We start from the raw sequence: 21,003 nt of genomic DNA, 5'->3' as shown, positions 1-21,003 counted from the left end.
GTAGCGACGGGATCGCCTTGCGACGCTCATTGCGGCTTCTTCGCGCCGGTGTGGTGCGGGACTTCCGTCTTCGGCCCGCCGCCATAATGGTGGCTGCCGCCGGATCCGCTGGTCGATCCGCCGCCTTTTTCCTTCTTGCCCATGTGATGGGGGACCTCGGTCTTCGGTCCGCCCGAATAGTGGTGGCCGTTCTTCTCGTCGGTCGCGCTCTTCTGCGCCATCGCAGGCAGCGCGGCGAAGGACATGATCGCGGCTGCGATGATCAGCTTACGGTGACTCATTTGGTTTCTCCTGTTCGATCTTGTCGAGTTGGGGCCAATCAAGTCCCGGTGGCTTGATCTAGCCGTAACCAAACCCGAAGCGTGATCGTCAGGGTTGAGCAAGATCAATGTGCCGATGTGCATGCCGGCGTGCTTAGACGCGAGGACTCGTCGAGTTGCCGCAGGCGACGGGAAGCGGCGAGCTTCTTACAGGAAAAAATCTCAAGCCGACGCCTGAATTCGGCGCCCCTGCGCATGCCCTCGACGCGTCGCCGGGCGGGCCAGGCAGTCGTCGGCGGATGATGTTCCGCTCGGTGACGAGATCCATCTCGATTCATTACGCGATTGAATCACAAAAAGATTTGGCTGGTGCGTCGATCGAGTTTGATGTCCGTCAAGCCGGCAACATCGACGCAGCCTAGCGTGGGCGAACGAGCGGCGACGAGGTTGCGACCCGAAATGCCGATCGTAGGATGAAGCACGTGCAGTTGACTGAAGAGACGGTTAACGACCCCGCGCAGCCCCTGCAAGCTGTGCTGCTGTTGCGTCGTCGGCTGTGGGAGACGATCACGACCAGATCCGTGCTGGTCGTGCCGCAGCGCGATCTGCGCCTCGATCTGTTTCGCGGGCTCGCCAACTGGCTGATCTTTCTCGGGCACATCCCGGATTCCGCGCTGGTCTGGTTCACGACGCGCAACTACGGCTTCAGCGACGGCGCCGATCTGTTCGTGCTGATCTCCGGCTATACCGCGACCTTCGTGTTCGGCGCGATGATGATGGAGCGTGGCTTCGTCATCGGAGCAACCCGGCTGCTGCGGCGGGTGTGGCAGCTCTATGTCGCTCACCTGCTGTTGTTCTTCGTCTATCTCACCGCCGTGCACTACGTCGCGCACAGGTACTACGATCTTCATCTGATGGACCAGTTCAACGTCGCCCCGCTGATGGATTTTCCAGTCGAGACGCTCGCACAGGGCATGATCCTCAAGTTCAAGCCGCTTAATCTCGACGTGCTGCCGCTCTATATCGTGCTGATGGCCGCGTTCCCCGCCGTGCTGTGGGTCATGCTGCGCTGGCGCAATGCGGTGATGATCGGCTCGATCGCTCTGTATCTGGCGGCCCGGCATTACGGATGGAACTTGCCGTCCTATCCGGCTGGAGTCTGGTACTTCAATCCGTTCGCCTGGCAATTGCTGTTCGTCTTCGGCGCCTGGCTGGCCTTGGGAGGGGCGGCTGCGAACCGCTGGCTGCTGTCGTCCCGCACTGCGCTCGCCTTCAGCTGTGCCGTCCTGCTCTTTGCGCTCGTCGTGGCGCTAGCCGAACGCATCCCTGGACTGCGCGATTCCATCCCTGATGGGCTCGCTGCGATCTTCATTCCGAACGACAAGACCAATCTCGCGCCCTATCGCGTCATCCATCTGGTCAGCCTGATGCTCATCGTCGTCCGGCTCATTCCGATCGACTGGCCGGGTCTCAAGTCGCCGCTGCTGCAACCCTTGATCAGATGCGGCCAGCAGTCGCTGTCGGTGTTTTGCGTCGGCCTGTTTCTGTCCTTCGTCGCGCATTTCGTGCTCGAGTCCGGATCCGAGGCAATTTGGGCGCAGCTGATCGTCGGTGCGGCGGGTCTGTGGATCATGACGATCATCGCCTATTACCGGACGTGGTCGAAGGGCGTCGACAGGAGCCACTCGGCCCAGGAGGCGGGCGGATGATCAATTCCGAGCCCATCTTCACGGAAGAGATTCGGGGCGTCGTTCTGCACGGCCTGCACTGGACCGCCTCGATGATCGAGCTGCTCGGGGTGGTGGTGATCGTCGGCGGCGTGCTTGCTGCGACGATCTGGTCGTTGAACGAAATGCGAAGCAGTGCGCCTGCCGACGCATTTCGGTCCTATCGCGCCAATCTTGGTCGCGGCATCCTGCTCGGCCTCGAATTCCTGATTGCCGCCGACATCATCGGGATGGTCGCGATCGTGCCGTCGTTGGACCGGCTCGTCGTCCTGGCATTGATCATCGTGATCCGAACGTTCCTGAGCTTCTCGCTTCAGATTGAAATCGAGGGGCGATGGCCGTGGCGAAGGCATGACAGGGAGGCGGGCGATGCTGCGCGCGCACTTTGACATGTTCGCCGTAAGAGTTGCGGGCACCTTGCGTCTATTTGGCTCGACCCGCCCCGCGCTGCCTCGCCATCGGCGAGCAGACAATCATCCGAATCGAACCTGGAGAATGAACATGAACTCAAGAAATTTCGTCATGAGCGCAGCCACGCTCGCCCTGCTCGCCCTGGGGCCGGTTGCCCCTTCGCCCGCATATTCCGCCGGTTCTGATCGGATCGCGATGATGGATGAGATGAAGATGCCCGATTCCTCGAATTCCGGCAGCAAGATGAACATGGGCCAGCCGGCAGGGCAATCTCAGAGCATGGGCGGTGGCTGGATGAACGACGACAAGATGAAGATGTCGCCGCAAGGCCAGATGCGGGACTGTCAGGGCGCCGGCTGCCAGGAGAACTCCGGCATGATGCAGATGATGCCGATGATGATGCAGATGATGGAGAAGATGATGCGCGGCCAGATGAGCTCATCCGGCGGCAGCGGCGCGATGAGCGGTCCGGCCGATGTGACCGAGCGGATCGAAGGGCGGATCGCTTTCCTGAAGGCGGAGCTGCAGATCAGCGACAAGCAGAGCGCAGACTGGAACGGCGTCGCGGACGCCTATCGGTCGAGCCGGCAGCATCTCCTGGAAGCGCGCAAGATGCTCGTCATGGACGACAAGCTCGGCAGTACGGATCGTCTGGAGCACTACGAGCGGCATCTGTCCGAGCGTCTGGAAGCGATCAAATCGGCTCGCCTGGCCTATACGCGGCTCTACGCGTCGCTGAACGAAAGTCAGAAGCAGACCGCCGACACGATTCTGCTGCCTCTGATCGCATCGTTCTGACCGCCGATGTGAACGTAAGATCATGTCCGGTCCGTGCCTTCGACGTCGCTTCGGCCTGCTTGCGCTGGGCATCCTGGCGAGTCAGCTCGCCGCGATGGCCGCGCCCGCATCCGACGTCGGCCGCGGCCTGATGCCTGCCGCCGAAAGGTTCGCCCAACGCTGGAAGGTCGCGGAGGCAGACGGCGATCACGCGGCGCACCATCCCGCCGGAGCCGGCGGCGAGGCGAGGCCGAAGCCGGAGGGATCTGCAAGTGCGAGCGACGGCCGCGCGGCTGGCGGGTCGCCCGGCGCTTCATCCGCCGGAATGATGGGCGGAATGGACGGCATGATGGGCCAGCCGCGCAAGGCCTTCTATCCGGCATTGATGGACATGCCGGCGCTGTCCGCCGAGCAGAGGAGCACGCTGGAGAGCCAGGCGCGCGCGCGGATCAGCACTGAGGCCGATCGCCTGGCGAATGCCGAAATGGACCTGCGGCACGCCATCGCCGGCGGCGACATCGGCGCCGCGGATCAGGCCTCGCGCCGGCTTCGCGAGTCCCTGAACGCGGTCCAGAGCGGCGTGGTCACGCTGCGTTCGCTTCAGGAAGGCAAGCCGCCGCGAGAGATCGCGCAGGCCTGGTTCAAGTCGCAAATGAACCTGCTGCCTGCCCGCAGCACCATGGATGCCGAAGACGGCGCGACCGGTATCTCCTGGTTTCAGGTCTCCACCATGGCGCTGCTGGCGCTGTTCTCGGTGGGGATGCTCGCCGTTTACGTCGCGCGCATGCGCCGGGCGAACGCGCTCGTCGACCGGCTGACGCGCGTGGCAGCGGCTCCGGCCGCGGTCACGCCAATCGTGAGCACGCCCCCTGTCACCACGCCGGCCGCCGGCCCGCAGAACGACAGCGGCGGAACGATAGCTTCGCGGGAGACGGATCACCGGCCGCCGCGCGGTGCGGCGAGCGGCCCCTGGAAAGGCAAGCTGAGGGTCTGCGCGATTTATCGCGAGACGCCTGACGTGAAGACCTTCCGTCTGCAGGCGGTGGACGGTGGTGCGATTCCGTTCACGTTCCTGCCCGGGCAGTTCCTGACCTATGCCATCGAGAATGACGGACAGACGGTCAGGCGCTCCTACACGATCGCCTCGTCCGCGGCCCAGACCGCCTATGTCGAGACCACGATCAAGCGCCAGGAAGGCGGGCTGCTGTCCGACTACATGCACGGCCAGCTGAAGGAGGGGGACCTCGTCGAGGTCACGGGCCCATCCGGCGCCTTTACCTTCACGGGCACGGAGGCCGACAGCGTCGTCTTGATCGGTGGCGGGGTCGGCATCACGCCGCTGATGGCGGCGATCCGCTACCTCTCGGACATCGCCTGGCCCGGCCAGATCTACCTCGTCTATGGCGCACAGACCACCGAGCAGTTCATCTTCCGGGACGAATTGGAATACCTCCAGCGCAGGATGAACAACCTGCACGTCGCGGCCACGATGATGCGGGCCGCAGGCACGTCCTGGATGGGACGCGAGGGGCAGATCACGGCCGAATTCCTGACGCAGGCGGTGCCGGATCTTGCGAAGCGGCGCATCCATCTGTGCGGTCCGCCCGGAATGATGGATGCGCTCCGCAAAACTCTGATCGGCCTCGGCGTGCCGGGCGAGCAGATCAAGGCCGAAGCCTTCGGGCCGGCCCGCGGCGCTGTTCCACCGCCCGTCAACGCCGCCGGCGAAGCGCAAACGGCGGACGGAGAAGCGGGCAACCGAGGCGCCGCGCCAGTCGGTCCGGCAACGGCGACCATTCGCTTTGCCAAATCCGGCAAGGTGGCGGCGCTGCCGCCGGACAAGAGCGTGCTGGAGGTTGCCGAGAGCGTCGGCGTTGCGATCGACTATTCCTGCAGGGCGGGCGTCTGCGGCGTCTGCAAGACGCATCTGTTGCAAGGCAACGTGACGATGGAGGTCCAGGATGCCCTGACCGCGGAGGACCAGGCGAACGGTCTCATCCTGGCCTGCCAGGCGAGATCGGTCGGGGATCTGGTCGTCGAGGCTTGACATGATGAACGGGAGAGAGCGCCTGATCGCCGACGCCATGCTGGCGGCCCTGCTGCTGCTGGCGCCGGCTTTCCTGCTTCATTCAGACAGCCGTTTTGCAGGAAGCCTCGCCGGCTTCGTCCTCGGCGCGAGCGCGGCCGCGCTGATGATCCTGCTCCTCGCCTATCCCATCACGAAATACAGCACGAGGCTCAAGGCCCTCGTCACGCGATGCGTGTCGATGCCGACGCTCCTGGCGTTTCACGCCTATGCCGGCATCGTCGCTGCATTCCTCGCGCAGCTGCATACCGGGCACAAGCTCCAGAGCCCGCTCGGGATTGCCCTTCTGACCAGCATGCTGATCGTGGTCGTCACCGGATTCGTCGGCCGCTATTACCTGCCGCAGACCGCGGCTCAGCTGCGCCAGCAGCAGTCGCAGCTGGCGACCTTGAGGTCGGCCTATGAGCGCTCCGCAGCGGCGATGTCGTCGCCCGATCGGGACCAGCGAGATGGGGGCGGGACGAATGCACTGGCGTTGCAGGATGTGCCGCTGCTGCAACTCGTCGACGGCATTTCCGATCTCGAAACGGCGATCGGATCGAGCGAGGCGGTCAAGGCGATCTTCATGCAGTGGATCGGGCTGCACATTCTCGCGGCGATCGTCATGTACGCGCTGCTCGCGGTGCACGTGGCGACCGAGGTCTATTATGGCCTGCGGTGGCTCGCGTGACTGTCCGGGGCATGCTCTATGTCGTGGTCGCGACCCTGGCGGTCGCAGGTGCGGCGGTCGCATCGATTGCTCTGTACCGGGGCAACCCTGGTCTCGTTCCGGGCTGGACGAGGCTCGTCAGTCCCGGGCCGCTGTCCGCCAAGCATGCGTTTCTGTCCGACCGATGTGAGAGCTGCCATACGCCGGTTAAAGGCGTCGAGGCGGCCGCCTGTATCACCTGTCATGCGCCTTCGGCCGTGGATCTCGCTAAGCAATCGACCGCGTTTCATGCCGTCGTGGGCGGTCAATGTTCCGGTTGCCATCGCGAGCATGCCGGCGGTTTGCGGCCGATCAGCATGAACCATGCGTCATTGCTGCAAGTCACGATGGCGGCCTCCGGCAAAGAGGTGTTCGACCGGACCGCGGTCGATCAAATGAGAGCCGATCTAACCGAGTTTCTGCGCCTGCCAAAGTCCGACTGGCCCGAAAAGGCCGCGCTCGATTGCGCCAACTGCCACAGCAACCGGGAGCCGCACCGCGGATTGTTCGGACGGGAATGCGCCGATTGCCATGCGCTCGCGTCCTGGAAAATCGCGGGCTTCCTGCATCCGTCGCCAACCTCGAAGGACTGCGCCCAATGCCATCAGGCGCCGCCGAGCCACTATATGGGCCATTTCATGATGGATCGGATGATCGCCGGACAAGAGCACGCATCGGTCGATCAATGCTTTCTGTGCCACATGACGGACTCGTTCAATAACGTCAAGAGCGTCGGCTGGATGAAGCACCATTGACGGGTGAGGGCGACGCTTGTGGGCCTCCAACATTACAGGGCCAGCGAAAAATATTTCATGGTCTGCTTTGCAATGGGCCGCCCAAGGCCGGTGCCGCTGCCAACAATTCCGCCGGACGAATGTGGTGCAAGGTCCGTCCTGCATGGCTGACTCAGCATGCGCCGTTTTCTGTTGGCCGGTGATACAACCAGCGTTATATTTTGCAGGGTTAGCAACGGTGCAGGAATGATTGGCTCCATCAAGCCAAGACGATTGTGGTGGGGATGGCTTGTCGCCATGGCCTATCTGCTCGCGTCGATGACACCGTCGCTTGCGATCTCGGTCGTTCCCCTCACTCCGATCCCGTGCCAGCAGCCTGCGCATGCTCACGATCAAATCGCTGCCGGATCGGCGGTGCATTCGCACGGCGTTGCGAAGCACGGTCATTGTGACGACCAGGACGAACCGGGCGACCGCCACGCGGCCTGCTGTGGCTCGGTGTTGTGCTTCAGCGCGGTGTCGCCCCAAGCGCCGGGGATCGCGGAGTTCGTGCCGCCGCATTCGCGCTGCGAGGCGCAGCCGGACGCGATCGGCGACGAAGGCGCGTTCCGCCGCCACTATCGCCCCCCCATCGCCTGACCTGGCTCCCGAAGATCGTACTGCGTCGCTCCAGGTCCGAGCGCGGATCGACACGTCTGTGACGGGTGCCGTACCCGGCGGATGATGGCGATACGCTGGGCACTCGCGTGACGCTGCGCGTTGCGCGGAAGAACGTCGATAGCGCGATCATTAGCTCGCGGCCAAGGCGAGGCCGCCGCGCGAGCACGATAGCGACGATCTCTCGCGACTCTCATCGGGAGCTGCTGCCTCCGCGGATCGCGCTTGCGCGCGATCCGACGAGTTTCGCCGCGACGAAGCGATTTGCCCAATGGCATGCAAGGACAATAGGTCATGAAATCGCCGAACCAGAATCTGCCGCCAGAGGCAGCCGGTTCCCTGGACGTGCAGGACACGGTCGTTCGTTCTGCCCTCGTCGACAGCTACGATCGCCTGCGCGGCTACCTGCAGCGACGCTTTGGCGGTCGGGCCGAAGCGGAAGAGGTGCTCCAGGTCTTCATGTTGCGTGCATTGGAGCGGTCTGGCGACATTCGCGATGCGGATTCGGTTCGCGGCTGGCTGAGCAGGGTTCTGGCGACGACCATCGCCGACTTCCACCGTCAGGCATCAAGGAGCAGGGCGCGGGAGATGCCGTTCCCGCATGAGCTCAACGATCGGCTGCCGGCCCAGCAGGACGCCACGGCGAATGCCGCGGTCTGCGAGTGTCTCTACATCCATCTGTCCCTGCTGAAGCCTGATCATGCCGAGGTCATCAGGAGGGTCGATCTCGGCGGCGAGCCGCGGGACTTCGTTGCCGCCGACCTCGGCGTGACCGTGAACAACCTGACCGTTCGGCTGCACCGGGCGCGACAAGCGCTGAGAGAGCGCCTCGAGCAAACTTGCGTCGTCTGCCTGGAGGAAAGCTTCTGGGAGTGCCGTTGCATCGACAACCGCGGTCCGACCTAACCGACCTCGCGGCGGCGGCTCTCGCTGCCTTCGCGCCGGGCGAGCCGGCTGCGGTGCAGTGCGAACAGCTCCAGCATCTTGTCGGCGGGTTTGGCGGCGCTGAACAAATAGCCCTGCATCTCGGAGCATCCGAGCGTGCGCAGCAGGCGCTGCTGCTCCTCGGTCTCGACACCCTCGGCCGTCGTGGTCATGCGACGGGCGGCCGCCAGGTTGACGACGGCTTGAACGATGCTGGCGGAGCCGTCGGGACGGGCGATGTCCTCGACGAAGCAGCGGTCGATCTTGATCTTGTCGAACGGGAAGCGGTGCAGATAGCTCAGTGACGAGTAGCCGGTGCCGAAATCGTCGAGCGCGATGCGCACGCCGATGGCGCGGAGCTGGTGCAGGATGGCAAGCGCGGCATCGTCGTCGCGGATTAGGACCGCCTCGGTGATCTCGAGCTCGAGTCGGCTCGCCGGCAGGTTCGACGTGGCGAGCGCCGCCATGATCTTCAGCGCCAGCGTGCCGCTCTTGAACTGCACCGGCGAGACGTTGACGGCGAGACGGATGTCGTCGGGCCAGCTTGCCGCGTCCCGGCACGCGGTCGCCAGCACCCATTCGCCGATCTCGTTGATCAGGCCGGTGTCCTCGGCGATCGGGATGAAATCCGCCGGCGAGACCCAGCCGCGCTCGGGATGGCGCCAGCGCACCAAAGCCTCGCAGCCGGTGATGCGGTCGTCCTTCAGGCCGAGGCAGGGCTGGTAATACACCTCGAGCCCGCCTTCGCGATCTCCTTGCGCGATGGCGTGGCGCAGGTCGCCCTCGAGCTGGCGGCGTTCGCGGACCTTGGCGTCCATGTCCGGCTCGAAGAAGCGGTAAGTGTGGCGTCCGGCGGACTTGGCCGCGTACATTGCCATGTCCGCGTTCTTCAGGATCTGGTCGAGCGCCGTGCCGTGTTCCGGCGCGAGCGCGATACCGATGCTGGCGTCGCTGGTGAGATGATGGCCCATGCAGTCGACCGGCGTGCGGATGGTTTCGAAGACGCGCGCGACGAGCTCGTTGACCTGATCCAACGACGTTACCGCGCCCTGCACGATGGCGAATTCGTCGCCGCCGAGGCGCGCCACGAAATCTGCGGGACCCGCACAGCGGCGGAGGTTGGTCGCGATCGATTTCAACAGCTCGTCGCCGATGAGATGGCCGAGCGCGTCGTTGACGCCCTTGAACTCGTCGATGTCGATGTAGTGCACCGCGGTCTGCTCGCCGTCGCGGGCCGCGGCCAGCTCCTGCCGCAGATGCTCGTGGAACATGGCGCGGTTGGGCAGGTCCGTCAGCGCGTCGTAATGGGCGAGGTGGGTGATGCGCTCCTCGATGCGCCGGCGCTCCGTGATGTCCTCGTGGGTCGCCACCCAGCCGCCATCCGCGAGCGGCTCGTTGAGGATGTGGATCGAGCGGCCGTCGGCGGTATCGACCACCATGGAGTTGCGGAGATGGATGTCCTTCAGGACGCGCGCGGCGTAGGCATCGACGTCGCCGGTAAACGAGCCGGTCGTCTTGCGATGGGCGATGATGTCGCGAAAGCTGCAGCCGGGCTTCACGACATCGGCCGACAAGCCGTACATCTCGATGTAGCGCTGGTTGCAGACCACGAGCCGCTGCTCGGAATCGAACAGCAACAGGCCCTGCGTCATGTTGTTGACGGCGCGGTCGAGCCGCTGCTTCTCCAGCGTCAGCTGTTCGCGCGAAAGGCGGTGCTGCTCCAGCAGCTTGCGCACGACGGCAATCAGCACGCCTGCGATCGCGAGCGCGGAAGAGGCTGCGATCGAGATCAGAATGCCGATCTGCTCGCGCCAGTCAGCCAAGGCCGCTGCGCGCGTCGTGGTGGCCATCACCAGGATCGGGAAGTGGGGCAGGGCACGGGAGGAGATCAGCCGGTCCTCGCCGTCGACGGGGCTGTTGAAGCGGCCGGCGAAATGATCGAGCCCGAACACCCTTTGATGCTCGAACGGTCCGGTCTTGAAGTTTCGCCCCATCAATTCGCCGGACTGCGGATAGCGGGCGAGCAGTGTGCCGTCGCGATGCAGCATCGAGATCGTCGCGCCTTCGCCGAGCACCACGGAGGCGAAGAATTTCTCGAAATTGGCGGGCTCGATCCCGCGTCCGACCACGCCGAGGAACTCGCCGCGTGGCCCGACGACCCTCCGGGCCACCAGAATGGTCCACGCACCGGAGACGCGGCTGTGCAGCGGCTCGATCAGGACATCAGGTGCATTGGGATCGTACTTGAAAGTGCGGAAGTAGGCGCGATCGGCGACATTCACCTTGGGCGTCGGCCATGCGGTCGACGAATTGATCAGATTGCCTTCGGCATCGATGATGTTGAGACCGCCCATATAGGGCAGCGCCTCGATCTTCGACCGCAGCATCCGGTGCACGTCCTCGCCCGAGAGGCGCTTGCGATACTCCTCTCCGGTGGTAATTCCGGTGGTGCGGACGTAGTCGACGAAACCCTTCTGGATGACGGCGAAATCCTGCAATTGCTGATCGAAATGATGAGCAAGCAGCAGCACGGTGTTTTCCAGCTCGCGGCCGGAATTGCGCAGCGCCCGCTCCCGGAAGTTCTGCGCCATCAGGACCGAGCCTATGGCGATGGCCGCGATCAGCAGCGTGCCGCCAACCACAAGCCAGCGGATCGGGCCGCTGCGCACGAAGACCTGGTCAAAGAGACGACTGCCGAATTTCATCTTCATGCTGGATTCGTTGCCGCGCACACGTCAGGATCAATTCAGGACCCTGAGAACATCCGTTGGTTTACGGTGACGGTGTGGAAGTAAAGTTAGGAAGCGCGGTTAACGAGACGTGAATACTCGCGCGCAAAAGCAAACCATGCGCGCGGCGCGAAAGTGGGGCGCTAACGCAAGCCCGCTTCAGGCGCGGTAATGGCCGGATTTGCCGCCGAGCTTCTCGACCAGATGGATGCCCTCGATGCGCACGCCGCGCTCGACGGCCTTGATCATGTCGTAGATGGTGAGGCAGGCGACCGACACCGCCGTGAGCGCCTCCATCTCGACGCCGGTCGGTCCCGTCACCTTCACGGTGGCCCGTACCACGCAGCCCGGCAGCTTGGCGTCAGGCTCGATACCGACAATGACCTTCGACAGGGCGAGCGGATGGCAGAGCGGGATCAGCTCCGAGGTGCGCTTGGCGGCCATGATGCCGGCGATGCGCGCGGTGCCGAGCACGTCGCCTTTCTTGGCGTTGCCGGACACGATCAGATCGAGCGTCGTCTTGGTCATGACGACGCGGCCCTCGGCGACCGCCAGCCGCTCCGTCGCTGGCTTGTCCGAGACGTCGACCATCCGCGCCTCGCCGGAGGCGCCGATATGGGTGAGGGCGGGGCCGGCCTTTGCTTTGGCCTGCTTCGTCTTGGCTGAAATGGTCTTCGCCGGCTTGCGCGCCATGTCAGCGCGTGCCCGCCGCGCGCGCCGTCGCCTCGCGCACGAGCAGCGCGCGCGTCGCCGCCGTGACGTCGGCCTGCCGCATCAGGCTCTCGCCGACCAGGAACGTCGACATACCGACGCGCTCGAGCCGGGCGAGGTCGGCGGGCGTGAAGATGCCGCTCTCGCCGACCATCAGCCGGTCCGAAGGGATCAGCGGCGCCAAGGCCTCGCTGGTCGCGAGCGTGGTTTCGAAGGTCCGAAGATTACGGTTGTTGACCCCGATCATCGGCGAGCGAAGTCTCAGCGCCCGGTCGAGCTCGGCGCGGTCATGGATCTCGATCAAGACGTCCATGCCGTAGGCGAGGGCGGCGTCTTCGAGGTCTCTTGCCGCGGCGTCATCGAGCGCCGCCATGATGATCAGGATGCAGTCGGCGCCGTGTGCGCGGGCCTCGACCACCTGATAGGGATCGAACAGGAAATCCTTGCGCAGCACGGGGAGCGAGGTTGCTTCGCGCGCGGCTACCATGAAGTCGAGATGGCCCTGGAACGAGGGCGTGTCGGTCAGCACCGACAGGCAGGCAGCGCCGCCGGCTTCATAGGCCTTTGCGAGTGCCGGCGGGTCGAAATCGGCGCGAATGAGTCCCTTGGAGGGCGAGGCCTTCTTGATCTCGGCAATCAGCGCGTAGCCGCCGTTGGCGTGCTTTGCCTTGATCGCGCGCAGGAAGCCGCGCGGCGCGGAGGCGGCCTTGGCCTGCGCCTCAACGGTGGAGAGCGGACGCGCTCGCTTCGCCGCCGCGATCTCCTCGCGCTTGTAGCTCTCGATCTTGGTCAGGATGTCGGACATGCGGGAGTTCAGCTCTTGGAGACCGTGACCAGGTGCTTCAGCTTCGCGTTGGCTGCGCCGCTGTCGATCGAGCGGACGCCGATCGCGACGCCCTCCTTGAGGTCCTTGGCGCGGCCGGCCACGACCAGCGCGGCGGCTGCGTTGAGCAGCGCCACGTCGCGATAGGGGCTCGGCTTGCCGTCGAGCACGCTCTGCAACGCGATCGCGTTGGCATCGGCGTCACCGCCTTTGAGCGCACCGGCCTCGCAACGCGGGAGCCCGGCTTCCTCCGGCGTCACCTCGAAATTCCGGATCTCGCCGTTGTGGAGCGCGGAGACGAAGGTCGGGCCGGTGAGGGTGATCTCGTCGAGACCATCGGACCCGTGCACCACCCAGGCGGAGTCGGAGCCGAGATTCTTCAGCACCTGCGCCAGCGGCTGTACCCATTGCCTGGAGAACACGCCGACCATCTGCCGTTTCACGCCGGCCGGATTCGACAGGGGACCGAGCAGATTGAAGATCGTGCGCGTGGCGAGCTCGACCCGGGTCGGGCCGACGTTCTTCATGGCGGGATGGTGGGCGGGGGCAAACATGAAGCCGATGCCGCATTCGCGCACGCAGCGGCCGACCTGCTCCGGCTTGAGATCGATCTTCACCCCGAGCGAGGCCAGCACGTCGGCGGCGCCCGAGCGCGACGACAGCGCGCGGTTGCCGTGCTTGGCCACGGGCACGCCGGCGCCCGCGACGATGAAGGACGCGCAAGTCGAGACGTTGACCGAGCCGGAGCCGTCGCCGCCGGTGCCGACGATGTCGACTGCCTCCGGCGGCGCCTGCACGGTCAGCATCTTCGCGCGCATCGCCGCGACCGCGCCGGTGATCTCGTCCACGGTCTCGCCGCGCACCCGCAGCGCCATCAAGAGCCCGCCCATCTGCGAGGGCGTGGCCTCGCCGCTCATCATGGCATCGAAGGCGGAAGCGGCTTCGTCACGCGACAGGCTGGCGCCGGTCGCCACTTTTCCAATGATCGATTTCAGGTCGTCCATCGCGTGCTTTCAACTCACTGGTTCGCGCCGGTCACCTGCGCGAAGGCGGCCTGATTAATGGTGGTCCCGATGTCGGTTTCAAGCTTGTTGACGTAGGAAGCGACCTGCTCCTCGGTTTGGGCGCGGTCGAGGCTCTCCTTCAGCTTCTTGACCGCGTCGGAGGCAAAGTCGACCGCGGGATCGACGATGTCGGTGACGCGGAACACGATCACCTCGCTGCCGCCGCTCACGGCCGTCTGTCCGATGCCGTCCTTGGCGGTGCGGAAGGCCGCCGCCACGACGGTGCCGGGCACGCCGGCGGGCGAGTCGTCGCGCTTGAAGCCCGTCGCGGTCTCGACCTTGGCGCCGACGGCGGTGGCCTCGTCGGCGAGCTTGCCGCCCGCATCGAGCTTTTGCACCATCTCGGTCGCCTTGGCCTTCAGCTTGGCGGCGATCTGGTCCTGGCGCCAGCGCGCCTCGACCTGGTCGCGGACCTCGTCGAGATTGCGGTCCCGCGAGGGCGTGATGGCGAGCACGTCGTACCAGACATAGCCACCCTTGAACGATATCGCGTCGTTGTCGACGCCGACGTCGGTGTTGAAGGCCTGCGAAACCACGTCGAGGCCCTGCGGGATGTTGGCGACCGGCTGGCCGTTCGGGGCGCGGCCGGAGCGGTCGACGGCCTCGATGGTCACGGCGGTGAGGCCGAGCTTCTGCGCCGCGTCGATCACGCTGGAGCCGCCGCCACGCTCGTCTTCCATCTTGTCGCGGAGGTCGGCGACCTTGACGCGTGCACGCTCAGTCGCGATCTCGCGCTTGATGTCGCCGGCAAGCTTGGCGTAGTCGGCCTCGGCGCCCGGCTCGATCTTGTCGACCCTGACGATCGCAACGCCGAGCCCGCTCTGGATCGGCTGGCTGATCTCGCCGGCAGGCAGCGCGAACGCGGCATCGCCGACGGCGGGCGCGAGCGAAGACTTAGTCACAAGCCCCAGGTCGACGTCGGAGGCGCTCAGCCCGCGTTCCTTGCCGATGTCCTCGAACGACGTGCCGCCGACGAGGCGCTCGCGAGCGGCCTGCGCTTCGGCAACGTTCGGAAAGACGATCTGCTGGATCTGGCGCTTCTCAGGCGTGCCGAGCCGGTCCTTGCGCTGCTCGAACATCTTCCGGGCATCCTCGTCCGAGACCTCGGTCCATTTGCCGATTTCTTCCGGCGAGACCACGACGAAGGAGATCTTGCGATATTCGGGCGCGCGGAACTGGACCTTGTGATCCTCGAAATAGGCGGCAAGCGCCTCGGGCGAGGGCGGGTCGATCGGACCGGCCTGCGCGGCATCGAGCCGGACGAATTCAATCGAGCGTTGTTCGTTCTGGTAGCGCGTCAGGACGTCGACCATGGCCTTCGGGGGCTCGAGGCCGGCGCCGACCGTGCCGGTGATCTGCCGGCGCAGCGATACCTTGCGCTGCTCGGCGACATAGCGCTGCTCGGTGTAGCCGAAATTGCGGATCAAGGCTTGGAAGCGATTGGGGTCGAAATTGCCGCCGATACCCTTGAAGTTGGGGTCGTTCATGATGAGCTGGCGGATCTGCTCGTCGGATTGGCCGAGGCCGAGCCGGCGCGCCTCTTCGTCGAGCGCGGCCTCGGCAATGGTCTGCTGCAGCACCTGGCGGTCAAGGCCGAACGCGCGCGCTTGGTCGGGCGTCAACGGACGGCCGAACTGGCGGCTGATCTGTTGCAGGCGGTCGGTGTAGATCTGGCGGAACTCGTTGAGCGAGATCTCGGTGCTGCCGATCTTGGCGACCGTGGACTGGCCGAAGCCCTTGAAGATGTCGGCAATGCCCCAAATGCCGAAACTGATGATCAACACGCCCATCACCACGGCCATAACGATCTTGCCGAGCCAGTTCGATGAGGCCTTGCGTATTCCTCGGAGCATTTGGTCCAACTTGTTTGGTCAGGAGGGGAACGGTGCGCGTCTTAATGCAGATTCCGCAAAAGCGCGTCACCAAATTGATAGATCATCATAAAGTGGCGGCTTTCCCCCCGCAACCTCGCCCCGGGCGACCGCTTGAAGCTGCGGCGAAAGGGCCTCTGGTCTCTGGAACTGCAGGAGCACCTCTGCTAGCGCATGAACAAACCTCATTCTGCTGGACATTGACATGACCGACGCCATCCGACCGCTGATCGCCGGCAATTGGAAAATGAACGGCCTGAGAGCCCAGGCTGCTGAATTCGACGCCATGCTCAACGGCGCGGCAGACGTGGCTGGCAAGGCCGACCTGCTGGTCTGCCCGCCGGCGACCCTGGTTGCGGCGTTCGCCGAGAAGGCGCGCGGCAAGAAGGTCGCGGTCGGGGCCCAGGACTGCCACCCCAAGGCCTCCGGCGCCCACACCGGCGATATCGCCGCCGAAATGCTCGCCGATGCAGGCGCGACCGCCATCATCGTTGGCCATTCCGAGCGCCGCGCCGACCACGGGGAGGGCGACGCGCTGATCCGGCAGAAGGCCGAGGCGGCCTGGCGCGCCGGGGCGGTTGCGATCGTCTGCATCGGCGAAACGCAGGGCCAGCGCGACGCCGGCCAGACCCTGGACATCCTGCGCGGCCAGCTCGACGGCTCGCTGCCAGATGGCTCGGCGGCGGCCAATCTGGTCGTGGCCTATGAACCGGTCTGGGCGATCGGCACCGGGCTGACCCCCACAGCCAAGGATGTCGAGCAGATTCATGGGTTTATCCGGGAACTCCTGATCTCCCGGTTCAAGGCTGAGGGCGCGACGATGCGAATCCTCTACGGCGGCTCGGTCAAGCCCTCGAACGCGGCCGAGCTGATGGCGGTGAAGAACGTCAATGGGGCTCTGGTCGGCGGTGCCAGCCTGAAGGCGGCCGATTTCCTTGCGATCGCCAAGGGCTGCCCCTAGCTAAGTCCAAACCGCGGGACCGGGCCCGATCGGGGGTGGCATTGCCCCCTCCGATCGTGTAACACCGCGCAACTTCAGGAAAACCCGCGAAGCGCGATCGGCCGCCGTCAGGCGCCGCCCGCTTGTGACGGAAGGATATCATGCAGACCGTTGTCATCGTCATCCACCTCATGATCGTCGCCGTCATGATCGGTGCCGTCCTGCTCCAGAAGTCGGAAGGCGGCGGCCTCGGCATGGGCGGCGGCGCGGGCTTCATGTCGAGCCGCGGCACGGCGAACCTTCTGACGCGGACCACCGCGATCCTGGCCGTCGGCTTCTTCCTCACCAGCCTGTTCCTGTCCTGGTATGCCGGTTACGACCGCAAGCCGTCGTCGATCATCGGCCAGCCCTCGCAGACCCAGCCGGCCGGCGGGTCGCCCATCGCGCCGCCGACCTCGGGCGGCATCCTGGATTCGCTGAAGAAGGCCGACGAGCAGCAGCAGGCGCCGGCTCCGACCGGTCCTCAGGTGCCGCGCTCGCAATAAAGCAGGGGGGCCATGCAGGGCGGTGGCTACCGTCCTGCATCAACAATCCCCATGAAGGCACTGTCATCACTCTTCGTTTCGGCTCACCCACAGGCCCGCAAAATCTTTGGGGCGGAATACGAATCGCTTTGGCGAATCGTATTTAGGGGATTAGAGGTTAAGTCCCATGGCGCGGTACATATTCATCACCGGCGGCGTGGTTTCTTCGCTCGGCAAGGGTCTGGCTTCGGCGGCACTGGGTGCCCTGCTGCAGGCCCGAGGCTACAAGGTCCGCCTCCGCAAGCTCGACCCCTATCTCAACCTCGATCCCGGAACGATGTCGCCGTATCAGCACGGCGAAGTGTTCGTGACCGATGACGGCGCGGAGACCGATCTCGATCTCGGTCACTACGAGCGCTTCACCGGCCGTCCCGCGACCAAGGCCGACAACATCACCACGGGACGCATCTACCAGGACATCATCTCCAAGGAGCGCCGCGGCGATTATCTCGGCGCGACCATCCAGGTTGTTCCGCACGTCACCAATGCCATCAAGGAATTCGTCCTCGACGGCAACGACGATTACGACTTCGTGCTGGTCGAGATCGGCGGCACCGTCGGCGACATCGAGGGCCTGCCGTTCTTCGAGGCGATCCGCCAGCTCAAGAACGAGCTGCCGCGCGATCACGCCGTCTACATCCATCTGACGCTGCTGCCCTATATTCCCAGCGCCGGCGAATTGAAGACGAAGCCGACGCAGCACTCGGTGAAGGAGCTGCGCTCGATCGGCATCCAGCCGGACATCCTGCTCTGCCGCACCGACCGCGAGATCCCGAAGGAAGAGCGGCGCAAGCTCGGGCTGTTCTGCAACGTGCGCGAAAGCGCCGTGATCGAGGCGCGCGACGTCGACAACATCTACGCGGTCCCCGAGGCCTACCACAATGCGGGCCTCGACGACGAAGTGCTCGCTGCCTTCGGCATCGGCTCGCGGATTCCGCCGGAGCTGCGCAGCTGGCAGGAGATCAACGAGCGCATCCGCAATCCCGAGGGCAACGTCACCATCGCCATCGTCGGCAAGTACACCGGCATGAAGGATGCGTATAAGTCGCTGATCGAGGCGCTCTCGCATGGCGGCATCGCCAACAAGGTGAAGGTCAATCTCGACTGGATCGAGAGCGAGATCTTCGAGAAGGAGGATCCGGCGCCGTTCCTCGAGCACGTCAACGGCATCCTGGTGCCCGGCGGCTTCGGCCAGCGCGGCGCAGAGGGCAAGATCAGGGCGGCGCAGTTCGCGCGCGAGCGCGACGTGCCGTATTTCGGCATCTGCTTCGGCATGCAGATGGCGGTGATCGAGGCCGCGCGAAACCTCGTCGGCATCGAGGACGCCAACTCCACCGAGTTCGGCCCGACCAAGGAGCCGCTGGTCGGCCTGATGACGGAATGGCTGCGCGGCAACGAGCTGGAGAAGCGCTCGCAGGCCGGCGATCTCGGCGGCACGATGCGGCTTGGCGCCTACCCGGCAACGCTGAACCGGGGCAGCCGCGTCTCGCAGGTCTATGGTGGCGCGACCGAGATTTCCGAGCGTCACCGCCATCGCTACGAGGTCAACACCGCCTACAAGGACCGCCTCGAGCAGCACGGCTTGAAGTTCTCAGGCCTCTCGCCCGACGGCGTGCTGCCTGAAATCGTCGAGTACGAGGATCACCCCTGGTTCATCGGCGTCCAGTTCCACCCCGAGCTGAAGTCGCGCCCCTTTGAGCCGCATCCGCTGTTCGCTTCGTTCATCGAGGCGGCGGCGAAGCAGAGCCGGCTGGTGTAGCCGGCTCGGTCTGCCCTGACAAAGTCTTGCTCGCACGTCCGGCTACGCGGCCGCGATGTCCATCCTGCGGCAGAAGCAAGATGCCTTGATCGGCACCTCCGCGCGCGACTGGGCGAGGTCAAGTCGCTGCTTGATCAGCGGCCTCTCGGCGCTGTCGCCACGCCGCATGAGACATTCGTGCAAGCCGTGAAGCGACCACAGATTGTCGGGATGCTGGCAGGCCCGGCTCAGCTTTCCATCGAGGCCGAGATCGGAACGGTACACTGCCTCGGCTTCCTCGATTCGTCCCTGCTCCAGCAGCAGCGCGCCGAGTGCGTGACGCGGTGGCTGCATCCATCCCCACGGCTCGTCATAGGGCAAGGCGTCGCTGAGCGCGACCGATCTGCGCAGCTCCGCGAACGCGAAGTCGTAATTGGCTTTGCGATATTCCAGTTCGCCATTCAACATGGCTTCGGCCACGCCGAGCAGGGCGACGACCTTGTTGTTGTGCACGAGCCGGCTCTCCGGCACGCGTGTCTTCGCCTGAGCGAACAACGCTTTCTCGGTTTCGGCCTCAGTGACGTGGCCAAGCGCTGAATGAGCCACCGCCTTGGCGTAGTGGATCATTGCCGTCACGGAGCAGTATAGCTCGCGATCCTCCGGTAGCTGTTGGGCAATGATGTCGTGCCATTTGCCGAAACGCACGAGAACGTGCTGCTTCATCGTCAAGTAGCCTTCCAGGAAGTCCGCCATGGGGGGCGATTGAATGCGCAGCACTGGCTCGGGCACGGTGGCAATGAGTTCCTCCGCCGCTGCGATAGCGGGGGCGTATTGACCCAGGAACATCGCGCCGTAGATGGCGAAGTGGAAGTTGTGGATGACATAGACCAGGTAGACACCCGGATCGTCCGAATAAGCGAGGAATCTGCGGTCGGTCGCCAGCGCCTTCTGATTGTAGAGCAGGACGTCGTTGTACTGCCCGCACAGCACGTCGAGATGCGTCGGCATGTGGATCAGATGGCCGCTATCGGGGGCGATCCCGCGCAGCCGGTCCCCAGCCCGCATCGCCTTTTGCGGGAAGGGCGACATCTCCATGAGGTGGACGTAGAGATGGAGCAGCCCCGGATGATTCCACGCAGCCGGCCATCGATCGAAAGCTTGTTCGAGCACGGCCCTGCATTCCTCGGTGCCAGCGCCCTTGGTGGGTTCTCCAGACTCAAGGTCCCACATCAGCCACGGCGTCTCGTTCATGATCGATTCGGCAAAGATGGCTCGGACCTCGAGATCTTCGGGATACGTGGCGAAGACCTTTCGCATCTCTCGCGTGAAGGCCTTGTCCCACGGCGCCATGTCCTCGATCGCTTCACGCTGCGGATAGCGCGCCGACAAGGCGCGGATCAGCGCTTGCTCGACCGGGCTCGCCCTCTCCGCCTGCGCGAGGGCGTCCTGCGTCGCATCGTATGATCCCGCCAGCGCCAATTGACGGCCTTGTGCGTCATAGCGGACCCAGGGCAGGTTGTAGTTGGGACCCGCGGCGTAGCCGATGCCCCAATGCGCCATCGCGCAGCTGCTATCGAACTCGAGCGCCTTGCGAAAACATTTGATCGCCTCGCCGTGGTTGAATCCGAACACCCAGTTGAGCCCTCGGTCAAACCAGAGCTGCGCATCGGGCGAAGTCGTGGTGATTGTGCGGCTGTAGGGTCCGAGATCAAAATAGGTCATTGCCTTCGCCCCCTTTGATCGCTTTGGTCGTTTTGCCGATTGCTCTCGGGCCGTCGGCGGCTGATGCGCCCTGACCGAGCCTGCACATTATCAAGAGCGCCGGCCCCGCGCTATCGAGCTATGCGCGGAACGCCATGAGGGGGCCCCGGGTGAGGCTCAAGACAGAGTTGTGGCCAGAGGGTATAACCGCCGCTCCTGCCAGGGAGGGAGCAAGAATGATCTACGAAATGCGCGTCTATCGTTGCGTGCCCGGCCGCCTACCGGCATTGCTCAAACGGTTCGAGACCGCCACGCTCAAGATCTGGGAGAAGCATGGCATCAAGCAGGCCGGGTTCTTCACCACCCTGATCGGCGAATCCAACCAGGAGCTGACCTATTTCCTCGCCTGGGACTCGCTTGCCGAGCGCGAGAAGAAGTGGGGCGCGTTCATGACCGATCCGGACTGGATGAAGGCGCGCGCCGAGAGCGAAGCCGACGGCCAGATCGTCGCTAACATCGTCAGCCAGATCCTGGCGCCGACCGCCTTCTCGGCGGTGAAGTAGCAGGCAGCGGACAGG

21 protein-coding genes are annotated in these 21,003 nt (G+C 64.8%); 13 read left to right on the top strand and 8 right to left on the bottom strand.

All coding sequences use genetic code 11. From position 1 onward, the window contains the following. Positions 1-26: 26 nt before the first annotated feature. Positions 27-281 carry a hypothetical protein gene (locus I6F24_RS22610; RefSeq protein ID WP_225133732.1) on the bottom strand — a complete coding sequence of 85 codons (255 nt, stop codon included), beginning with the start codon at positions 279-281 and terminating at the stop codon, positions 27-29. 155 nt (positions 282-436) lie between these two features. On the opposite strand from I6F24_RS22610, the gene I6F24_RS22605 reads away from it, so the two are divergent. The 7 genes from I6F24_RS22605 to I6F24_RS22575 all read left to right on the top strand — a co-directional run bounded on the left by I6F24_RS22605 (position 437) and on the right by I6F24_RS22575 (position 6,704). Beyond that, positions 437-682 carry a hypothetical protein gene (locus I6F24_RS22605; protein WP_225151736.1) on the top strand — a complete coding sequence of 82 codons (246 nt, stop codon included), beginning with the start codon at positions 437-439 and terminating at the stop codon, positions 680-682. A 66-nt stretch (positions 683-748) separates the two neighbouring features. Continuing rightward, positions 749-1,969 (top strand): OpgC domain-containing protein, encoded by a 1,221-nt coding sequence (locus I6F24_RS22600; protein WP_225151855.1) that lies wholly within the window; start codon positions 749-751, stop codon positions 1,967-1,969. Beyond that, positions 1,966-2,376: a DUF1622 domain-containing protein gene (locus I6F24_RS22595; protein WP_225151735.1), complete on the top strand. Its 411-nt coding sequence runs from the start codon at positions 1,966-1,968 to the stop codon at positions 2,374-2,376. The genes I6F24_RS22600 and I6F24_RS22595 overlap by 4 nt, the downstream gene beginning before the upstream one ends. A gap of 112 nt (positions 2,377-2,488) precedes the next feature. Further along, entirely contained in the window at positions 2,489-3,196 is a 708-nt protein-coding gene (locus I6F24_RS22590; RefSeq protein WP_225151734.1) for a Spy/CpxP family protein refolding chaperone, read from the top strand. A gap of 22 nt (positions 3,197-3,218) precedes the next feature. Further along, the gene (locus I6F24_RS22585) at positions 3,219-5,222 is read left to right on the top strand and encodes an FAD-binding oxidoreductase (RefSeq protein ID WP_225151732.1); all 2,004 of its coding nucleotides are present in this window, start codon (positions 3,219-3,221) and stop codon (positions 5,220-5,222) included. A gap of 1 nt (position 5,223) precedes the next feature. Continuing rightward, positions 5,224-5,931 (top strand): iron reductase, encoded by a 708-nt coding sequence (locus I6F24_RS22580; RefSeq protein ID WP_225151730.1) that lies wholly within the window; start codon positions 5,224-5,226, stop codon positions 5,929-5,931. Between the two features lie 11 nt (positions 5,932-5,942). Beyond that, positions 5,943-6,704, top strand: coding sequence for a cytochrome c family protein (locus I6F24_RS22575; RefSeq protein ID WP_225151728.1), 762 nt, complete (start codon positions 5,943-5,945; stop codon positions 6,702-6,704). A 32-nt stretch (positions 6,705-6,736) separates the two neighbouring features. Here I6F24_RS22575 and I6F24_RS22570 read toward each other — a convergent pair whose 3' ends face one another. Further along, the gene (locus tag I6F24_RS22570; RefSeq protein ID WP_225151726.1) at positions 6,737-6,982 is read right to left on the bottom strand and encodes a hypothetical protein; all 246 of its coding nucleotides are present in this window, start codon (positions 6,980-6,982) and stop codon (positions 6,737-6,739) included. Here I6F24_RS22570 and I6F24_RS22565 point away from each other — a divergent pair. Both I6F24_RS22565 and I6F24_RS22560 read left to right on the top strand, forming a co-directional pair. After that, positions 6,981-7,322, top strand: a complete 342-nt coding sequence (locus I6F24_RS22565; protein ID WP_225133725.1) for a hypothetical protein — start codon at positions 6,981-6,983, stop codon at positions 7,320-7,322. The two genes, I6F24_RS22570 and I6F24_RS22565, sit on opposite strands and share 2 nt — an antisense overlap. Before the next feature lie 312 nt (positions 7,323-7,634). Further along, the gene (locus tag I6F24_RS22560) at positions 7,635-8,246 is read left to right on the top strand and encodes an RNA polymerase sigma factor (protein ID WP_225151724.1); all 612 of its coding nucleotides are present in this window, start codon (positions 7,635-7,637) and stop codon (positions 8,244-8,246) included. Here the strand turns inward: I6F24_RS22560 and I6F24_RS22555 are convergent. The 5 genes from I6F24_RS22555 to I6F24_RS22535 all read right to left on the bottom strand — a co-directional run bounded on the left by I6F24_RS22555 (position 8,243) and on the right by I6F24_RS22535 (position 15,444). Continuing rightward, positions 8,243-10,975 (bottom strand): EAL domain-containing protein, encoded by a 2,733-nt coding sequence (locus I6F24_RS22555; protein ID WP_225151722.1) that lies wholly within the window; start codon positions 10,973-10,975, stop codon positions 8,243-8,245. The two genes, I6F24_RS22560 and I6F24_RS22555, sit on opposite strands and share 4 nt — an antisense overlap. Positions 10,976-11,152: 177 nt before the next feature. Next, positions 11,153-11,686 carry a cyclic pyranopterin monophosphate synthase MoaC gene (moaC, locus tag I6F24_RS22550; RefSeq protein ID WP_109143633.1) on the bottom strand — a complete coding sequence of 178 codons (534 nt, stop codon included), beginning with the start codon at positions 11,684-11,686 and terminating at the stop codon, positions 11,153-11,155. A gap of 1 nt (position 11,687) precedes the next feature. Beyond that, positions 11,688-12,509, bottom strand: coding sequence for an indole-3-glycerol phosphate synthase TrpC (gene trpC / locus I6F24_RS22545; RefSeq protein WP_109143634.1), 822 nt, complete (start codon positions 12,507-12,509; stop codon positions 11,688-11,690). Positions 12,510-12,517: 8 nt separating this feature from the next. Beyond that, complete coding sequence (trpD, locus tag I6F24_RS22540; protein ID WP_036025193.1) at positions 12,518-13,531, bottom strand: anthranilate phosphoribosyltransferase; 1,014 nt, start codon at positions 13,529-13,531, stop codon at positions 12,518-12,520. 14 nt (positions 13,532-13,545) lie between these two features. Next, positions 13,546-15,444: a SurA N-terminal domain-containing protein gene (locus tag I6F24_RS22535; RefSeq protein WP_109143635.1), complete on the bottom strand. Its 1,899-nt coding sequence runs from the start codon at positions 15,442-15,444 to the stop codon at positions 13,546-13,548. A 223-nt stretch (positions 15,445-15,667) separates the two neighbouring features. Here I6F24_RS22535 and tpiA point away from each other — a divergent pair, with 223 nt between their 5' ends. The 3 genes from tpiA to I6F24_RS22520 all read left to right on the top strand — a co-directional run bounded on the left by tpiA (position 15,668) and on the right by I6F24_RS22520 (position 18,745). After that, positions 15,668-16,423 carry a triose-phosphate isomerase gene (gene tpiA / locus I6F24_RS22530; RefSeq protein ID WP_225151720.1) on the top strand — a complete coding sequence of 252 codons (756 nt, stop codon included), beginning with the start codon at positions 15,668-15,670 and terminating at the stop codon, positions 16,421-16,423. Positions 16,424-16,563: 140 nt separating this feature from the next. Further along, entirely contained in the window at positions 16,564-16,947 is a 384-nt protein-coding gene (secG, locus tag I6F24_RS22525) for a preprotein translocase subunit SecG (RefSeq protein WP_036009912.1), read from the top strand. A 166-nt stretch (positions 16,948-17,113) separates the two neighbouring features. Next, a complete protein-coding gene (locus I6F24_RS22520) occupies positions 17,114-18,745 on the top strand; it encodes a CTP synthase (RefSeq protein ID WP_036025189.1) in 1,632 nt (543 codons plus the stop codon). A 42-nt stretch (positions 18,746-18,787) separates the two neighbouring features. Here I6F24_RS22520 and I6F24_RS22515 read toward each other — a convergent pair whose 3' ends face one another. Beyond that, positions 18,788-20,446 (bottom strand): hypothetical protein, encoded by a 1,659-nt coding sequence (locus I6F24_RS22515; protein ID WP_225151718.1) that lies wholly within the window; start codon positions 20,444-20,446, stop codon positions 18,788-18,790. A gap of 215 nt (positions 20,447-20,661) precedes the next feature. Between I6F24_RS22515 and I6F24_RS22510 the strand changes: the two genes are divergently transcribed. Then, positions 20,662-20,988, top strand: a complete 327-nt coding sequence (locus tag I6F24_RS22510) for an NIPSNAP family protein (protein ID WP_057030503.1) — start codon at positions 20,662-20,664, stop codon at positions 20,986-20,988. Positions 20,989-21,003 lie beyond the last annotated feature (15 nt).

This window comes from Bradyrhizobium sp. BRP23 (assembly GCF_020194135.1).
GTDB classification, from domain to species: domain Bacteria; phylum Pseudomonadota; class Alphaproteobacteria; order Rhizobiales; family Xanthobacteraceae; genus Bradyrhizobium; species Bradyrhizobium yuanmingense.
The sequence above is the reverse complement of the archived record's forward strand: the minus strand, read 5'-3'. Positions and strand labels throughout refer to the sequence as shown.

Coding starts and splice junctions, on each gene's coding strand:
- I6F24_RS22580 (WP_225151730.1), top strand. CDS start 5,224: ATGATGAACGGGAGAGAGCGCCTGATCGCCGACGCCATGCTGGCGGCC.
- I6F24_RS22560 (WP_225151724.1), top strand. CDS start 7,635: ATGAAATCGCCGAACCAGAATCTGCCGCCAGAGGCAGCCGGTTCCCTG.
- tpiA (WP_225151720.1), top strand. CDS start 15,668: ATGACCGACGCCATCCGACCGCTGATCGCCGGCAATTGGAAAATGAAC.
- I6F24_RS22555 (WP_225151722.1), bottom strand. CDS start 10,975: ATGAAGATGAAATTCGGCAGTCGTCTCTTTGACCAGGTCTTCGTGCGC.
- I6F24_RS22570 (WP_225151726.1), bottom strand. CDS start 6,982: ATGGCGACAAGCCATCCCCACCACAATCGTCTTGGCTTGATGGAGCCA.
- secG (WP_036009912.1), top strand. CDS start 16,564: ATGCAGACCGTTGTCATCGTCATCCACCTCATGATCGTCGCCGTCATG.
- I6F24_RS22595 (WP_225151735.1), top strand. CDS start 1,966: ATGATCAATTCCGAGCCCATCTTCACGGAAGAGATTCGGGGCGTCGTT.
- I6F24_RS22515 (WP_225151718.1), bottom strand. CDS start 20,446: ATGACCTATTTTGATCTCGGACCCTACAGCCGCACAATCACCACGACT.
- I6F24_RS22575 (WP_225151728.1), top strand. CDS start 5,943: ATGCTCTATGTCGTGGTCGCGACCCTGGCGGTCGCAGGTGCGGCGGTC.
- moaC (WP_109143633.1), bottom strand. CDS start 11,686: ATGGCGCGCAAGCCGGCGAAGACCATTTCAGCCAAGACGAAGCAGGCC.
- trpC (WP_109143634.1), bottom strand. CDS start 12,509: ATGTCCGACATCCTGACCAAGATCGAGAGCTACAAGCGCGAGGAGATC.
- trpD (WP_036025193.1), bottom strand. CDS start 13,531: ATGGACGACCTGAAATCGATCATTGGAAAAGTGGCGACCGGCGCCAGC.
- I6F24_RS22610 (WP_225133732.1), bottom strand. CDS start 281: ATGAGTCACCGTAAGCTGATCATCGCAGCCGCGATCATGTCCTTCGCC.
- I6F24_RS22590 (WP_225151734.1), top strand. CDS start 2,489: ATGAACTCAAGAAATTTCGTCATGAGCGCAGCCACGCTCGCCCTGCTC.
- I6F24_RS22510 (WP_057030503.1), top strand. CDS start 20,662: ATGATCTACGAAATGCGCGTCTATCGTTGCGTGCCCGGCCGCCTACCG.
- I6F24_RS22535 (WP_109143635.1), bottom strand. CDS start 15,444: ATGCTCCGAGGAATACGCAAGGCCTCATCGAACTGGCTCGGCAAGATC.
- I6F24_RS22520 (WP_036025189.1), top strand. CDS start 17,114: ATGGCGCGGTACATATTCATCACCGGCGGCGTGGTTTCTTCGCTCGGC.
- I6F24_RS22585 (WP_225151732.1), top strand. CDS start 3,219: ATGTCCGGTCCGTGCCTTCGACGTCGCTTCGGCCTGCTTGCGCTGGGC.
- I6F24_RS22565 (WP_225133725.1), top strand. CDS start 6,981: ATGGCCTATCTGCTCGCGTCGATGACACCGTCGCTTGCGATCTCGGTC.